This is a genomic window from Streptomyces sp. ATCC 21386, assembly GCF_018728545.1.
In the GTDB taxonomy this organism is placed as follows: Bacteria; Actinomycetota; Actinomycetes; order Streptomycetales; family Streptomycetaceae; genus Streptomyces.
In genome coordinates, this window is record NZ_JAAVVL010000001.1 from 6,977,494 (window position 1) to 6,992,570 (window position 15,077).

Sequence of the window (15,077 nt, forward strand, 5' to 3'; positions counted from 1 at the left end):
GTCCGCCCCAGCAGCGAACAGACGCCAGGCTCATGTCAGATCTGGGACAAGTCAAGGAGGCCTCACCAGCCAATCACGGAATTCACGCAGAAAGCCGGAAGCCGGTGCCGACAGCTCCAAATGAGCGTCGGCACCGGCGAGTTGAGATCTCCGGAGCTCTCCGGTCGTTCTGTCACCCCACGAGATTCTCGGCCATCTCCTCGGTGAGGCTGGCCTCGGTCCCCGGGATGCCGAGGTCCGACGCGCGCTTGTCGGCCATGGCGAGCAGCCGCCTGATCCGGCCCGCGACGGCGTCCTTGGTCAGCGGCGGGTCGGCGAGCGCACCCAGCTCCTCCAGGGAGGCCTGCTTGTGCTCCATGCGCAGCCGTCCGGCGGCCGCGAGGTGCTCGGGTACGTCGTCGGCGAGGATCTCCAGGGCGCGGCCGACCCGGGCACCGGCGGCGACGGCGGCACGGGCCGAGCGACGCAGGTTGGCGTCGTCGAAGTTGGCGAGCCGGTTCGCGGTGGCCCGGACCTCGCGGCGCATCCGCCGCTCCTCCCACGCCAGCACCGACTCGTGGGCGCCGAGCCGGGTCAGGAGCGCACCGATGGCGTCCCCGTCCCGTACGACGACCCGGTCCACGCCCCGCACCTCGCGGGCCTTCGCCCCGATCGACAGCCGGCGGGCGGCGCCGACCAGCGCGAGGGCGGCCTCCGGACCCGGGCAGGTCACCTCCAGGGAGGAGGAGCGGCCGGGCTCGGTGAGCGAGCCGTGGGCCAGGAAGGCGCCGCGCCAGGCCGCCTCCGCGTCGCAGGTGGCGCCGGAGACCACCTGGGGCGGCAGACCGCGGATCGGGCGGCCCCGGCCGTCCACCAGGCCGGTCTGGCGGGCCAGCTGGTCACCGCCGGCGACCACCCGGACGACGTAACGGGAACCGCGGCGCAGACCGCCGGGCGCCATCACGATCAGTTCGGAACCGTGGCCGAAGATCTCAGCGATGTCCCGCTTGAGGCGGCGGGCCGCCATCGCTGTGTCCAGCTCCGCCTCGATCACGATGCGGCCGCTCACCAGGTGCAGCCCGCCCGCGAACCGCAGGATCGCCGAGACCTCCGCCTTTCTGCAGCAGGTCCGGGTGACGGGTAGCCGGGAGATCTCGTCCTTCACCGCTGCCGTCATCGCCATGGGCCGATCCTTCCATGCATCCGAAAAATACGGTCGTACGCGGCGGCCAACAGCTCCGGATCATGCCGCGGAGATCCGTCGGTCCGGGCCACCGGCGCCAGCTCGACCGCGGCGCCGAACCGTTTGGCGGCGTCGGTCAGCAAGTCGCGGTCGGGCACGGCGGCCTCGTCGGCCAGCACCACGTCCAGGGCGAGTTTAGGGGCGTGTCGTGCCAAAACCTCCAAATGACGCTGCGGGGAGAAGCCATCGGTTTCTCCCGGCTGCGGGGCGAGGTTCAGCGACAGCACGAGCCGGGCCTTGGTCTCGGTGAGGGCGTCGAGCAGCTCGGGCACGAGCAGGTGCGGGATCACCGAGGAGAACCAGGAGCCGGGGCCGAGGACCACCCAGTCGGCGTCGCGGACCGCCGCCACGGCCTCGGGCACGGCGGGCGGGTCGTGCGGCACGACGTGGACCGACTGCACCTCGCCGGGGGTGAGCGCGACGGTCGCCTGCCCCCGCACGGTGTCGACCTCGTCCGGGCGAGCGGGGTCGTGGCCCTTGACCAGGGCCTGGAGCTCCAGAGGTACGGCCGACATGGGCAGGACGCGGCCCTGGGCTCCCAGCAGCCTGCCGACCAGGTCGAGGGCCTGGACGTGGTCGCCGAGCTGCTCCCACAGGGCGACGATCAGCAGATTGCCGACCGCGTGCTCGTGCAGGTCGCCCTGGGACTGGAAGCGGTGCTGGATGACGCGGGCCCAGGTCTGGCCCCAGTCGTCGTCGCCGCAGAGCGCGGCCAGCGCCTTGCGCAGATCGCCGGGAGGCAGGACGCCCAGCTCGTCCCGGAGGCGTCCGCTGGAGCCGCCGTCGTCGGCCACGGTGACGACGGCGGTGAGGTCGCCGGTGATCCGGCGCAGCGCCGCGAGCGAGGCCGACAGGCCCATGCCGCCGCCGAGCGCGACGACCTTGGGCTGGGCGCCACGGCGGCGCGGGCGGGCGCCGCGGGCCTCGACGGGCCTGCTCTCGCGGCTCTCGGGGACGACCCGGCGCAGCCTGCTCAGTCTGCTCGGCCGCGGCACGGTGGGTCCGGTCACTCGCGCCCCATGTCCCGGTGCACGACCACGGTCTCGACGCCCTGGGAGGCGAGGCGGGCGGCGAGCTTCTCCGAGGTGGCGACCGAGCGGTGCTTGCCGCCGGTGCAGCCGACCGCGATGGTCACGTACCGCTTGCCCTCGCGGCGGTAGCCGGCGGCGATCATCTGGAGCAGCTCGGTGTAGCGGTCGAGGAACTCCTTGGCGCCGGGCTGGTTGAAGACGTACGCGGAGACCTCCTCGTTGAGGCCGGTGAACGGGCGCAGCTCGGGGACCCAGTGCGGGTTGGGCAGGAAGCGCATGTCCACGACCAGGTCGGCGTCGACCGGGAGGCCGTACTTGAAGCCGAAGGACATGACGGTCGCCCGCAGCTCGGGCTCCTCCTCGCCGGCGAACTGGGCGTCCATCTTGGCGCGCAGTTCGTGCACGTTCAGGCTGGAGGTGTCGATGACCAGGTCGGCGTCGCCGCGCAGCTCGCGCAGCAGCTCCCGCTCGGCGGCGATCCCGTCGGTGATGCGGCCGTCGCCCTGGAGGGGGTGCGGGCGGCGCACCGACTCGAAGCGGCGCACCAGGGCGTCGTCGGAGGACTCCAGGAAGACGATCCGCCGGGTGACGTGCTTGGTCTCCAGGTCGGCGAGGGAGTCGCGGAGGTTGTCGAAGAAGCGGCGGCCGCGGACGTCGACGACGACCGCGATCCGGGCCACGTTCCCCTGGGAGCGCGCGCCGAGCTCCACCATGGTGGGGATCAGGGCGGGCGGCAGGTTGTCCACGACGAACCAGCCGAGGTCCTCCAGACACTTGGCGGCCGTGGACCGTCCGGCGCCGGACATGCCGGAGATGATGACCAGCTCGGGGATGGCCGCCTCGGGGACCCCGGCTGTTTCGATGCCCGTACTCACGTGTGCTCCGTCTTCCTGTGGCGCTGGGCGTTGGGGGACATCGTCGCCCACCGCGCTGTGGGCCTCCCCGCGCTCCGCTGTGTGCTCGTGGTGCTGTTGCTCCGGACGCTCTTCGTGCTCCGGGGGTTGCGCGTGCTCCGGGAGTCCCGGGCGCTCGTCGTGCTCGGTCATGTCTCCTGCCCTCGCCGCCGGTCCGGGGTGCCCGCGGCCACGGGTTCCCCAGAGGGGTCCGCCGTCGTACCGGGCTCCTCTTCCTCCATGATCTCTCCGGTCGCCGTGTTCACGGCGGGGGCGGCCGGAGCCGTCCGGGCGAGGGCCGCGGCGATCGTCTCGGCCGTCTTGCGCCCTATGCCGGGCACCTCGCAGATCTGCTCGATCGTCGCCGAACGCAGCTTCTTCAGCGAGCCGAAGTGCTTCAGCAGCGCCTGCTTGCGAGCCTCCCCGAGGCCGGGCACGTCGTCCAAGGGGCTCGCCCGGAAACGCTTGGCGCGTTTGGTCCGCTGGTAGGTGAGGGCGAAGCGGTGGGCCTCGTCGCGGACGCGCTGGAGCAGATAAAGGCCCTCGCTGGTGCGGGGCAGGACCACCGGGTCGTCCTCGCCGGGCACCCAGACCTCCTCCAGGCGCTTGGCGAGGCCGCAGACGGCGATGTCGTCGATGCCCAGTTCGTCGAGCGCCCGGCGGGCGGCGGCCACCTGCGGCCGGCCGCCGTCGACGACGACGAGCTGGGGCGGGTAGGCGAACCGCTTGGGGCGGCCGTCCTCCTCGGTGAAGGCGTTGTCGTCCTCCACCCACTCGCCGGTCTTCTCCTTCTCCGCGAGATAGCGCCTGAAGCGGCGGGCGATGACCTCGTGCATGGAGCGGACGTCGTCCTGGCCCTCGCCGTGCCAGACCTGGGTGTCCCCGACCCTGCCCTTGATCTGGAAGCGGCGGTACTCGCTCTTGCGGGCCAGCCCGTCCTCGAAGACGACCATGGAGGCCACGACGTCGTCGCCCTGGAGGTGGGAGATGTCGTAGCACTCGATCCGCAGCGGCGCACTGTCCAGGTCGAGGGCCTCGGCGATCTCCTCCAGGGCGCGGGAGCGGGTGGTCAGGTCGGAGGCGCGCTTGGTCTTGTGCAGCACGAGCGACTGCTGGGCGTTGCGCGCGACGGTCTCCATCAGCGCCTTCTTGTCACCGCGTTGCGGGATGCGCAGGGACACCTGGGCCCCGCGCCGCTCGGTGAGCCACTCCTGCACGGGTCCGACGGGGTCGGGCAGCGCCGGGACCAGGACCTCCTTGGGCACGGAGTCGCCGGTCTCCTCGCCGTACAGCTGCTGGAGCGCGTGTTCGACGAGGTCACCGGTGGTGACGGCCTCGACCTTGTCGGTGACCCAGCCGCGCTGGCCGCGCACCCGTCCGCCGCGGACGTGGAAGATCTGGACGGCGGCCTCCAGCTCGTCCTCGGCGACGGCGATCAGGTCGGCGTCGGTCGCGTCGGCGAGCACGACCGCGTTCTTCTCCATGGCCTTCTTCAGGGCCTCGATGTCGTCGCGCAGCCGGGCGGCCCGCTCGTACTCCATCTCCTCGGCCGCGTCCGTCATCCGCTTCTCCAGGCGGCGGATGTAGGTGCCCGTGCGGCCGGCCATGAAGTCGCTGAACTCGTCGGCCAGTTCGCGGTGGTCCTCGGCGGAGATCCGGTCGACGCAGGGGGCCGAGCACTTGCCGATGTAGCCGAGCAGACAGGGACGGCCGGTGCGGGCCGCGTTCTTGAACACCCCGGCGGAGCAGGTGCGCACGGGAAAGACGCGCAGCAGCAGGTCGACGGTGTCCCGGATCGCCCACGCGTGCGCGTACGGCCCGAAGTACCGCACGCCCTTCTTCTTGTGGCCGCGCATCACCTGCACGCGCGGGTACTGCTCGTTCATCGTGACCGCGAGGTACGGATAGCTCTTGTCGTCGCGGTACTTGACGTTGAACCGGGGGTCGAACTCCTTGATCCAGGAGTACTCCAGCTGAAGCGCCTCGACCTCCGTGGACACCACGGTCCACTCCACGGAGGCGGCCGTGGTGACCATCGAGCGGGTGCGCGGATGGAGGCCTGCCAGGTCCTGGAAGTAGTTGGCCAGGCGCTGGCGCAGGCTCTTCGCCTTCCCGACGTAGATCACCCGGCGGTGCTCGTCACGGAACTTGTACACCCCGGGGGAGTCCGGGATCTGCCCCGGACTGGGGCGGTAGCTGGAGGGATCGGCCATGCTCCACACCCTACTGGCGGGGAGTGACAACCCGGGCGCCCTGTGGACAAGCACCGATCCCGGCCCCAGGGGCCTGTCGGACGGGAACTGCCGGACAGACCCTAACGCGTCTCCAGGAAGGTCAGCACGGCCAGCACCCGGCGGTGGTCGTCCGGCTCCTCGGGGAGCCTCAGCTTCCCCAGGATGCTCCGCACATGCTTCTCGACCGTCCCCTCGGTGACCCACAGCCGACGGCCGATGCCGGCGTTGGACCGGCCCTCGGCCATCAGCCCGAGGACCTCCCGCTCCCGGTTGCTGAGCATCGACAGCGGGTCGTCGCGTCGCTGCGCGGCGACCAGCTCCTGCACCAGCGACGGATCCACCACCGATCCACCGCGACGGATCCGGTCGAGTGTCTCCAGGAACTCGTCCACGACGGTGATCCGGCTCTTGAGCAGGTAGCCGATGCTGCGCCCGCCGGCCAGCAGCTCCAGCGCGTCCTCGACCTCGACGAACGCCGAGAGCACCAGGATCCCGACCGACGGATACCGCTCCCGGATCTCCCGCGCGGCCTTCAGCCCCTCCGTGGACTGCGTCGGCGGCATCCGGATGTCGACGATCGCGATGTCCGGCAGCTCGTTCTCCACCAACTCCAGCAGCCCGGCGGCGTCGCCGGCCTGCCCGGCCACCTCATAGCCGACGCGCTCGCAGAGGCTCGCCAGGCCCTCCCGCAGGAGCACGTCGTCGTCCGCGAGCACCACACGCCCGCGCACCGGATGCTGATCGGCCTCCATGGTCTCGGTCTCCCCCTTGCCCGACCTGTCCCGTTCGTCCCAACAGCCTGCCTGAACTCGGTCTTACGGCTAGCCGGAAGCCTAGTTGGGGGCGGGCCGTGAAGACACCTGAACGTTCGGCCGCAATGCTCGAAGGAGCGCAACCGCGGGTGGAATCCGGCGCCTCTGACGAGAGACGGCGAGACATCCGCATGCCGTGGAGCCGGACGGCCGTCTCCGCCGTCCGATTCGACCGCCCGGAACGTACGCCCGTACCGAGACCCGGACTCCCCCCTTAGAACGGGCCTCACCGCGTACGCTTCGGGCGGTCACGGGCGCGTCGCGACGGCCGTCGCGGCCTCCTCGGGCGGGCTGAGCGGCAGCCGCACGTTCAGCGTGGTCCCGCCGCCGGGCGGGCTGGTGACCGTCAACCTGCCGCCGATCGCTTCCACCCGGTCGATGAGCCCGATCAGGCCCGACCCCTTGCCGGGTTCGGCTCCCCCGACGCCGTCGTCCCGGATGAGCAGCTCCAGCACCCCCGAGCGTTCCTCGGCCGTCACGGTCACCACGCTCGCGCGCGCGTGCTTGACGGCGTTGGTGAGGCTCTCGGAGGCGACGTAGTACGCGGCCACCTCGACCTGTTCGGGGAAGCGGGTGCGGGTGAAGCCGAGATCGAGCTCCACGGGGACGGCGGCGCGGCGGGCCAAGGCGCGCAGGGCGGGGCCCAGGCCGCCCTTGGACAGGACCGAGGGGTGGATGCCCCGGGCCACCTGGAGCAGGTCCTGGAAGGCGTCGTCCAGGCCCTTGGCCAGTTGGTCCAGGCGCCGGGCGAGTTCCGAGGAGGGGTCGTCCACCAGGGTCTGCGTCATCCGCAGCTCCAGCTGGAGCGAGACCAGGCGCTGCTGCACGCCGTCGTGCAGATCGCGTTCGATGCGGCGCCGTGAGGCGTCCCCGGCGGCCACCACGCGCGCGCGTGAGGCGGTCAGCTGGTCGCGGCTGTCGGCGTTGGCGATCGCGGTGGCGATCAGTCCGGTGAAGTCGGCGAGCCGGGCCTCCGCACCGCGGGGCAGCGGATCCACCAACGAGGCCGCCACGACCACCCCCCAGATCCGGCCGTCGACGACGATGGGGGCGCCCACGGCGGAGTCCGACCGGGCCGCGCGCCGGGTCCGGGCCACCTCGTCGATGGTCCCGCCGGCCGTGTCCCAGCGGGTCAGGCAGGCGGCCTCCACCTCGTCCGCGCGCGCGTGCGCGATCCCGAGGATCTTGACGCCGCCGTCGGGTTCGTACCGGATGACGGCCGAGGCCGTGCCCAGCAGCGACGCGACCTCCTCCGCGACCGTCGCGAACACGTCGGACGGCGGCACGCCGCGCGCGACCGCGGTGGCGACCCGGCGCAGCGCGGCCTGTTCGAGCGCGGCCCGACGGCTCTCGGTCACATCGCGGGCGGCGGCGTAGATGAGGCCCTCCTCGGGCACCGACCGGGCGCTCCACTGGAGCCAGCGTTCACTGCCGTCGGCACGGAGATACCGGTTCTCGAACTCGGCGACCTCGGCGCCGCTCGCCAGCAGCGCCACGGCCGCCCGGGTGCTGTCGCGGTCGTCCTCGTGGACGAAGTCGAGGAAGGGCCGGGAAGTCAGGGTCCGGACCGGGTAGCCCAGGGTGCGTTCGAAGGCCGGGTTGACGCGCTTGAAGTAGCCGTCGACGCCGCTGATGCAGAGCAGGTCCAGGGAGAGGTTGAAGATGCCCTCCAGTTCCCGTTCGGCCCGGCGGCGCCGGCCGTGGGCCGCGGCGAAGGACGCCATGGTGCCGTTCATCCCGCCCAGCAGCTGGGCCCAGGTGCCCTCGAAGGAGTCGACGTCGGCCCGGTGTCCGAGCCGGCCCGCGTCGATCGCCGTGTTCATGTCCCTGATCTCACCGGCCAGCCGCTCGCTGGTCACCCGCAGCTCGCGGAACGTGTCGGCGACGTCGCCGAGTTCGTCGCGTCCGGCGTAGCGGATGTCGTACGAGAGGTCGCCGTCCGACAGGGCCCGGGCGCCCTCGGAGACCTGGCCGAGGGGGCGGATGATCGAGCGGCGCAGGGCCAGCGCGAGGAAGGTGATGAGGGCCAGGACGACGCCACAGATGGTCAGTTCGGTGTAGGTCCGGGCGCGGGTGGTGCGCAGGTCGCGGTGGGCGGTGTCGTCGAGTTCCCGGGCGGCCCGGTCCCGGATGCCGCGCAGGGCGTCGGTGTACAGCGCCGACTCGCTGAGCCAGTCGTCGTAGGAGGGCCATTCGACGGGCTGGGGATCCGGGTCGGCGACCAGGTCGCGGGCGATGCGGACCGCGCGTCCGGGGGCCCGGAACCTCACCGTGTGCAGTTCGGCCTTCAGCGTGTCCGACGCGGTCTGCTGGAACGCTCTGAGCTGGGCCCTCTCCAGTTCGGTCCAGCGGCCGGCGGCGGCGGTGGCGTGTCCGTCGCCGGGCGCGTGGAAGAGGATGGCGAGCTCCGCGCGTTCGCTCTCGGCGGCGGCGACGGCCCGCAGCATCGCGATGTGGGCGTCCGCCGCCCGGCCCGAGGCCCTGGTGGGACGCCCGGCTTCGAGGTCGGCGACGATGTCGAGCACCTGGTTCTCGATGGCCTCGTACCGCTGGGCGACGGTCTGCGCCGGGAGCGACCGGGTGCCCGTCTGGACCCGCACGGCGTGCAGTTGACGGCGTACGGCGTCGAGGATCCCGGCGTCGTCGGACCGGGTCCGGCCGATGGTCTCCTCGAAGGCCCGTCGCAGCGCCCGGTCGGTGACCCGCTGGGCCTCGGCCCGCGCGCGCAGGGTGTCCGGTTCGGCGTTCAGCCGGGCTTCCACGGCCACGATCCGCTCGCGGGCGACGGCGTCGGCGGCCTCGCTGATCTCGAAGGACACCTCGATCGCGGTGTCGAAGTCGCCCAGGGTCCGCGCCTCCTGCCACTGGGCGACGGCGGCGAACGCCGTGACGGCCAGCAGGACGGTGACCGGCAGCAAGACGAGCAGCATCAGCTTGGAACCGACGCGCAGCCGGGCCAGGAACGGGACGGGGTCCACGGCCGTGGCGCGGCGGGGTGCCGGCTCGGCCGTGGGGCGCGGCACGGGGGCTGGGCGGCTGGGCGACGGGCGGAGCACGGCCGGGCCTCACGGTCCGGTCGGGGGGTAGTGGTCGTGGTCCGCCAGGTCCTTGTCGACGGCGCGCACGGCCTCGTCCAGGGCCGGCCGTACCGCCGCTCCCCGCATGATCTTCGCGAACGCCTCGGCGAAGGCGTCGGTGATCGCCGGGTAGGCGGGGGTCTGCGGCCGGGGGCGGGCGGTGCCGCCGCGCAGCTGCTCTATGTAGAGGCGGGCGGGCCCGCCCTCGGCGAACGCGTCGGTGCGCTCGATCGCGGTGCCGGTGGCGGGGATGCCGCCGTTGGCGTCCGTCATCCGCAGGACTTCGTCGGGGCTGAGCAGGAAGGACAGGAAGCGCCAGACGGCGTCGCCGTCGGCCGCGCCCGCGGGAACGCCCCACTGCCAGGAACCCATCCCGGTGGCGCTGCCCGTGCCGAAGTCGGGCAACGGCACGATCGCCACGTCGCCCGGGTGGGCCTCGGTGTAGTTCCCGTACCGCCAGTGGCCGTTCCAGGACACGGGACTGCGGCCCTTCTGAAAGGCCTCGGAGTCCTTGTTCGCGTCCACGTATCCCGCCTTCACCCATCCCTGGAGCGTCGTCAGCGCCTCGACCGTGCGCGGCCCGTTGAGCACTCCGTCGGCCGTGCGATAGGTGGAGCGTTCGATGAGGTCGCCGCCCGCCGACCAGACGGCCGGCGCGAAACCGTACGTGCCCCATTCGGTGCCGGCCCACGGCAGCTGGAGGTCGAGGGGGCTGTCGTAGCCCAGGGTGCGCAGTTTCTTCAGGATGCCGGTGAATTCGTCGGCGGTCCAGGCGTCGGAGACACCCTGCGGGATGCGTATCCCGGCCTCCTTCAGCACCGACGGCCGTACGTACAGGCCGAGCCCGGAGTCGAACGTGCCGAGGCCCCACAGCCGGCCCCGGTAGGTGCCCTGTTCGAGGACGGACGGGAGCAGGTCCGCGCGCAGGGACTTCGGGACGCAGGAGTCGATCGGCCGGAGGTGGCCGGACCAGGCGTGGCTGAACAGCTTCGGCGCGTCGAAGTCGAGCAGGTCGGGCAGTTCGCCGTCGGCGGCGGCCCTGCGGACCAGGTCTTCGTATTCGCCCCGGGGCAGGTCGACGAGGCGGACCGTCACCTCGTCCTGACTGCTGTTGAACGCCTGGACCTGGGCGCGCACGACGTCCAGTTCACCGCGCGCCGACGGCTCGTGGAACCACATCGTGATCTGCGCGGGGGCGTCGATCCGCCCGTCACAGGTCGCGTCCGCGGCCCGCCGGGGCCGCTCGCCGTCGCCACCGCCCGCCTCGCAGCCCGCGAGCAGCAGGGTCATGCAGAGCAGCAGCGCCACGCGGGCGCGGGACGCCCTCGGGACGCCGCGCCGTCCGGTGCGCCGGGGAGCACCCCGCCGGGGCCGGGCGGCGCGCGTCACGGACCGCTCTTCGGGTAACCGTCGTGGGCGGCGAGGTCCTCGTCGATGGCCTCGACCGCGTCGTCCAGCGTCTTCTCGACGGGCGCCCCGGAGAAGACGATGTCGGCGACCGCCTGCGAGAAGGCGGCGGTGACCGCCGGGTACGCCGGTGTCTGCGGCCTGGGCCGGGCGGTCCCGCCGCGCAACTGCTCGATGAACAGCCGCTCCGCGCCGTTCTCCCCGTACAGCGGGGAGCGCTTCACCGCTCCCTCGGTCCCCGGGATCGCGCCGTTGGCCCCGCTCATCCTGACCACCTGCTCGGGTCGCAGCAGGTACTCCAGGAAGCGCCACACCGCGTCGCCGTCGGCCTCCCCGGAGGGGATGCCCCACTGCCAGGACCCCATGCCGGTGACGGTGCCCGTGCCGAAGTCGGGCAGCGGCACGATCGCCACGTCGCCGGGGTGCGCCTCGCTGTACTCGCCGTACTTCCAGTGCCCCATCCAGGAGATGGGCGTGCGGCCCTTCACGAAGGCGCTCTTGTCCTTCTTGCGGTCCCTGTCGACGTACCCCCCCTCCACCCAGTGCTGCATGGTGGTGAGCGCCTCGACGGACTCGGGACCGTTGAGGAACCCGTCGGCCGTGCGGAACTCCTCGGGGTCGATGAGGTCACCGCCGGCGGACCACACGGCCGGGGCGAAGGCGTAGGTGTTCCACTCGTCGGCGGTCTTCGAGTCGACGAAGTTCAGGTCGAGCGGCGCCTCGTAGCCCGCCTTGCGCAGTGTGCGCAGGATGTCCGTCAGTTCGTCGGCGCTCCAGGCGTCGTCGACGCCCTTCGGGATGCGCACGCCCGCGTCCTTCAGCACCGACGGCCGTACGTACAGGCCGAGCCCGGAGTCGAACGTGCCGACGCCCCACAACCGCCCGTCGTACGTGCCCTGTTCCCTCAGGGAGGGCAGCAGGTCCTTCCTGGTCCTCGCGGGTACGCAGGAGTCGATCGGCCGGAGCGTGCCGGACCAGGCGTAGCTGTAGAGGTTCGGGCCGTCGAAGTCGAGCAGGTCCGGCAGATCGCCGCTGGCCGCCGCGGACAGCACCAGTTCGGTGTACGGGCGCTGCTCGGGCAGGGTGACCAGTTCGACCCGCACCTGCTCCTGGGCTCGGTTGAACTCCTTGACCTGGCTCTTCAGCGTGGTCTGCTCACCGCTCTGGCCCGCGTGGAACCACATCGTGATGTGGGCGGTGCCCTCGATCCTGCCGTCGCAGGTCGTGTCGCCCGCCGCCTTGTCCTTCTCGTCCACCCGGCCGTCGCCGTCGCTCGCGCCGCAGCCGGACAGGAGCAGCAGAGCGGCCGCCGCGCCCGACATCAGGGCACGGCGGACAGGACGTTTTCCGAGGTCCCGGCGTCGTGTCTGCATCGCATACCCCCACTCGACCGGACGGCACGGCCCCCAGGGCGACGACATGCTACTCCTCGTGTCGCGTGCGACTCCCTGAGTGAGGGTGAACCCGTCCACCCGGCGCAGGACTTCAGCACATTCCCGCCGACGGACGTCCGTCGGCGACGACACTTTACGGCTAGCCGGAATGTATGCCCCTGACCCCCTTGGGAGGCTGTGCCCATGTCCCTGCGCTGTCTCATCGTCGATGACAGTGCCCGGTTCCTGGAGGCCGCCCGTACGCTGCTGGAACACGACGGCGTGCACGTCGTCGGTGTGGCGTCCACGGGCGCGGAGGCGCTGGCACGGGCCGTGGAACTGGCCCCGGACCTGGTGCTGCTGGACGTCGACCTCGACGGCGAGAGCGGGCTGGAGCTCGCGCCGAGGATCGCGTGCTCGGCCGCCTCCGTCATCGTCCTCACCTCCACGCACCCGCTGGACGACATCCGGGAGCTCGTCGCCGCCAGTCCCGCCCGCGGTTTTGTGCACAAGTCGAAGCTCTCGGGCCAGGCGCTGCGGGACCTGTCGGGGCCCGATCCGGGGCCGTCGACGCGGTGAGGGACCCGGCGACGGTGTCCGGCCATGTCGCGCGGCAGGTGTTGTCGGGACTTGGTCAACACGCTTCAATGCGGAGGAACTCGGGGTGAGGAACGCGGCCGTACGGATGTGAAGACGGACGGCCGCCGAGGGTTCCTGGGGCCCCGGGCGTCCGCCGGACTCCCGATCGGCACGCGCGGTCCCGAGCACACGTCGCGCACAGCACTCGTCTACGGAAAGGTTCCTGCATGCGGCACGCCACAGAGCACGCGGACGTCGCGGCGGTCACGGACGCCGCAGCGGTCACGGACGTCGCCACGGCGCAGCTGGGGGCGGTCCTGAGGGGCGGCCCCTTCCATGTCGCCCTGCGCGCCGCGATCGCCGCCCGCGGACTGCCGCTGCAGCGCGTGCAGCACCATCTGACGCGGCACGGCGTCAAGGTCGGTGTCACCAGCCTCAGTTACTGGCAGCAGGGCGCCCGGCGTCCGCAGCGCCCCGAGTCGCTGCGGGCCGTGCGCGCCCTGGAGGAGATCCTCCAGCTCCCGGACGAGTCGCTGATCCGGCTGCTCGCCCGGGCGGACGAGCAGTCCGGTCCTGACCGGCCCGCCGGCCGCTCGTACCGCTCCGTCGTGGAGGCCACCGGTGTCCTCGAACAGCTGCTCGCCGAGCTGGGGGCGCCGCCCGACGGCGGGACGCACACCGTCGGCCACCACGAACGCGTCCGCATCGGCGCCCGCCGCGAGCTGATCGGCCGCGAGTCCCAGCAGATCGTGCGCGCCCACCGGGACGGGGTGGACCGCTATGTGGCCGTCCACCACGGCGACCCGGGCTGCGCACCGGAGCGGATCGCCGTCCGCGCCCTGGAGAACTGCCGCAGGGGACGGGTCCGCTGGGACCAGGACACCGGTGTCCTGGTCGCCGAGCTGCTCTTCGACACCCGGCTGCGCAGCGGCGACACCCACCTCTTCCGCTACGGCTTCGACGACGGCACGGCCGGTGTCTGCACCGAGTACGTCCGTGGGTTCCGTTCCACCGGCGGCCAGTACGCCCTCCAGGTCCGCTTCGACGAGCGTGCCCTGCCGCTGCACTGCCACCGCTTCAGCCAGCACTCCGCCGCGGCCCCGCGCGGGGGCCGGCAGAACCTCGCCCTGAGCGACCTCCACCGCTCGGTGCACCTCGTCGAACCGCGGGTACGCACGGGCGTCGTGGGGATCGGCTGGGACTGGGGGTGAGCGGGCCGACCGAGGGAGGGCCCGGCGGGCCGCCCGAGAGGAGGGCCCAGCGGGGCAGAGGACATGGCTGACCGGGTGAGCCCCGGGGGCGGGTCGGGAGCCCGGCGCCGTGCACACGCCTTTGCGATACTTTCCGGCCGAGAGCCCCCAGAGAGGATCGTCCCGTGATCGTCGTCGCCGGTGAAGCCCTGATCGACCTCGTCCCGCAGGGCGCGGGCGCGCTCGTGGATCTGCGGCCGGCCCGGGGCGGCGGCCCCTACAACACGGCCGTGGCACTCGGCCGGCTCGGCTCCCCCACCGCCTTCTGCTCCCGGGTGTCGTACGACGCCTACGGAGAGGCCCTGCTGGACGGTCTGCGCGAGGCCGGCGTGGACGTGGCCGCCGTGCAGCGGGGCTCCGAGCCCACCACCCTCGCCCTGGCCTCGATCGGCACGGACGGGTCGGCCCGGTACTCCTTCTACGTCGAGGGCAGTGCCGACCGCCTGTTCGAGACCCCCGACCGGCTACCCCGGGGGACCCGGGCGGTCTCCTTCGGCACCTGCTCGCTCGTCCTGGAGCCCGGCGCGAGCGCGTACGAGAAACTGCTGCACTCGACCGCCGCCCAGGGCGTGTTCACCGCCCTCGACCCCAACGTCCGGCCGGGGCTGATCCCGGACGCGGACGCCTATCGGGCCCGCTTCCTGAACTGGCTGCCCTCGGTGTCCTTGCTCAAGCTCTCCGAGGAGGACGCGCGGTGGCTGGGCGGGACCCCGCGTCTGTGGCTGGATTCCGGCCCCGCCGCCGTCGTCGTCACCCACGGCGGCGACGGCCTGACCGTCCACACCCGGGCCGGCGCCGAGCACTCCGTACAGGGTGAGAGGGTCGAGGTCGTCGACACCATCGGCGCCGGTGACACCGTCAACGCGGCCCTCCTGCACGGCCTGGCGGCCCAGGACGCCCTCTCCGGCTCCGCTCTCGCGAGGCTGGGCGCCGACGACTGGATCCGCCTGCTGCGCTTCGCGGCCCGCGCGGCGGCGATCACCTGCTCCCGGGCGGGCGCCGAACCGCCGTACGCGGCGGAGGTGGGCGAGCCGCGGCCCCTCGCGCCCGCGGTGCGCGAAGTGTGCGAGGTACGCGAAGTGTGCGAGGTGCGCGAGGGCTGACGGTCGCGCGGAACACGTCGGCTCGCCGCGCGAGCCGAGGAGTCGACAGGCGGCGGCCCGCGGGAGTTCCCGCGGGCCGCCGTGTTCTGCTCGACG

The 15,077-nt window shown here is 72.5% G+C and carries 11 protein-coding genes; 3 read left to right on the plus strand and 8 right to left on the minus strand.

Annotated elements, in window-relative coordinates; translation table 11 throughout:
* Positions 1 to 172: 172 nt before the first annotated feature.
* The 8 genes from whiA to GWK25_RS30035 form a co-directional block, all read right to left on the minus strand.
* Positions 173 to 1,162, minus strand: coding sequence for a DNA-binding protein WhiA (gene whiA, locus GWK25_RS30000; RefSeq protein WP_033526623.1), 990 nt, complete (start codon positions 1,160 to 1,162; stop codon positions 173 to 175).
* On the minus strand, positions 1,153 to 2,232 hold the full coding sequence (gene yvcK / locus GWK25_RS30005) for a uridine diphosphate-N-acetylglucosamine-binding protein YvcK (RefSeq protein WP_308010731.1): 1,080 nt from the start codon (positions 2,230 to 2,232) through the stop codon (positions 1,153 to 1,155). The genes whiA and yvcK overlap by 10 nt, the downstream gene beginning before the upstream one ends.
* Positions 2,229 to 3,299 carry an RNase adapter RapZ gene (gene rapZ, locus GWK25_RS30010; protein WP_215454517.1) on the minus strand — a complete coding sequence of 357 codons (1,071 nt, stop codon included), beginning with the start codon at positions 3,297 to 3,299 and terminating at the stop codon, positions 2,229 to 2,231. Before rapZ ends, yvcK begins: the two co-directional genes overlap by 4 nt.
* Positions 3,296 to 5,359, minus strand: coding sequence for an excinuclease ABC subunit UvrC (gene uvrC, locus GWK25_RS30015; RefSeq protein WP_215454518.1), 2,064 nt, complete (start codon positions 5,357 to 5,359; stop codon positions 3,296 to 3,298). The genes rapZ and uvrC overlap by 4 nt, the downstream gene beginning before the upstream one ends.
* A gap of 101 nt (positions 5,360 to 5,460) precedes the next feature.
* On the minus strand, positions 5,461 to 6,132 hold the full coding sequence (locus GWK25_RS30020) for a response regulator transcription factor (protein ID WP_215454519.1): 672 nt from the start codon (positions 6,130 to 6,132) through the stop codon (positions 5,461 to 5,463).
* 308 nt (positions 6,133 to 6,440) lie between these two features.
* Entirely contained in the window at positions 6,441 to 9,122 is a 2,682-nt protein-coding gene (locus GWK25_RS30025; protein ID WP_215457696.1) for a PAS domain S-box protein, read from the minus strand.
* Positions 9,123 to 9,257: 135 nt separating this feature from the next.
* Positions 9,258 to 10,658, minus strand: a complete 1,401-nt coding sequence (locus GWK25_RS30030) for an extracellular solute-binding protein (RefSeq protein WP_308404351.1) — start codon at positions 10,656 to 10,658, stop codon at positions 9,258 to 9,260.
* On the minus strand, positions 10,655 to 12,049 hold the full coding sequence (locus tag GWK25_RS30035; protein ID WP_215454520.1) for a sugar ABC transporter substrate-binding protein: 1,395 nt from the start codon (positions 12,047 to 12,049) through the stop codon (positions 10,655 to 10,657). The genes GWK25_RS30030 and GWK25_RS30035 overlap by 4 nt, the downstream gene beginning before the upstream one ends.
* Before the next feature lie 204 nt (positions 12,050 to 12,253).
* Here GWK25_RS30035 and GWK25_RS30040 point away from each other — a divergent pair, with 204 nt between their 5' ends.
* The 3 genes from GWK25_RS30040 (at position 12,254) to GWK25_RS30050 (ending at position 14,981) form a co-directional block, all read left to right on the plus strand.
* Positions 12,254 to 12,628, plus strand: coding sequence for a response regulator (locus tag GWK25_RS30040; protein ID WP_215454521.1), 375 nt, complete (start codon positions 12,254 to 12,256; stop codon positions 12,626 to 12,628).
* A 227-nt stretch (positions 12,629 to 12,855) separates the two neighbouring features.
* Positions 12,856 to 13,839, plus strand: a complete 984-nt coding sequence (locus tag GWK25_RS30045) for a hypothetical protein (protein ID WP_215454522.1) — start codon at positions 12,856 to 12,858, stop codon at positions 13,837 to 13,839.
* Between the two features lie 164 nt (positions 13,840 to 14,003).
* Positions 14,004 to 14,981 (plus strand): carbohydrate kinase, encoded by a 978-nt coding sequence (locus GWK25_RS30050; protein WP_308404352.1) that lies wholly within the window; start codon positions 14,004 to 14,006, stop codon positions 14,979 to 14,981.
* The last annotated feature ends 96 nt before the right edge of the window (positions 14,982 to 15,077 follow it).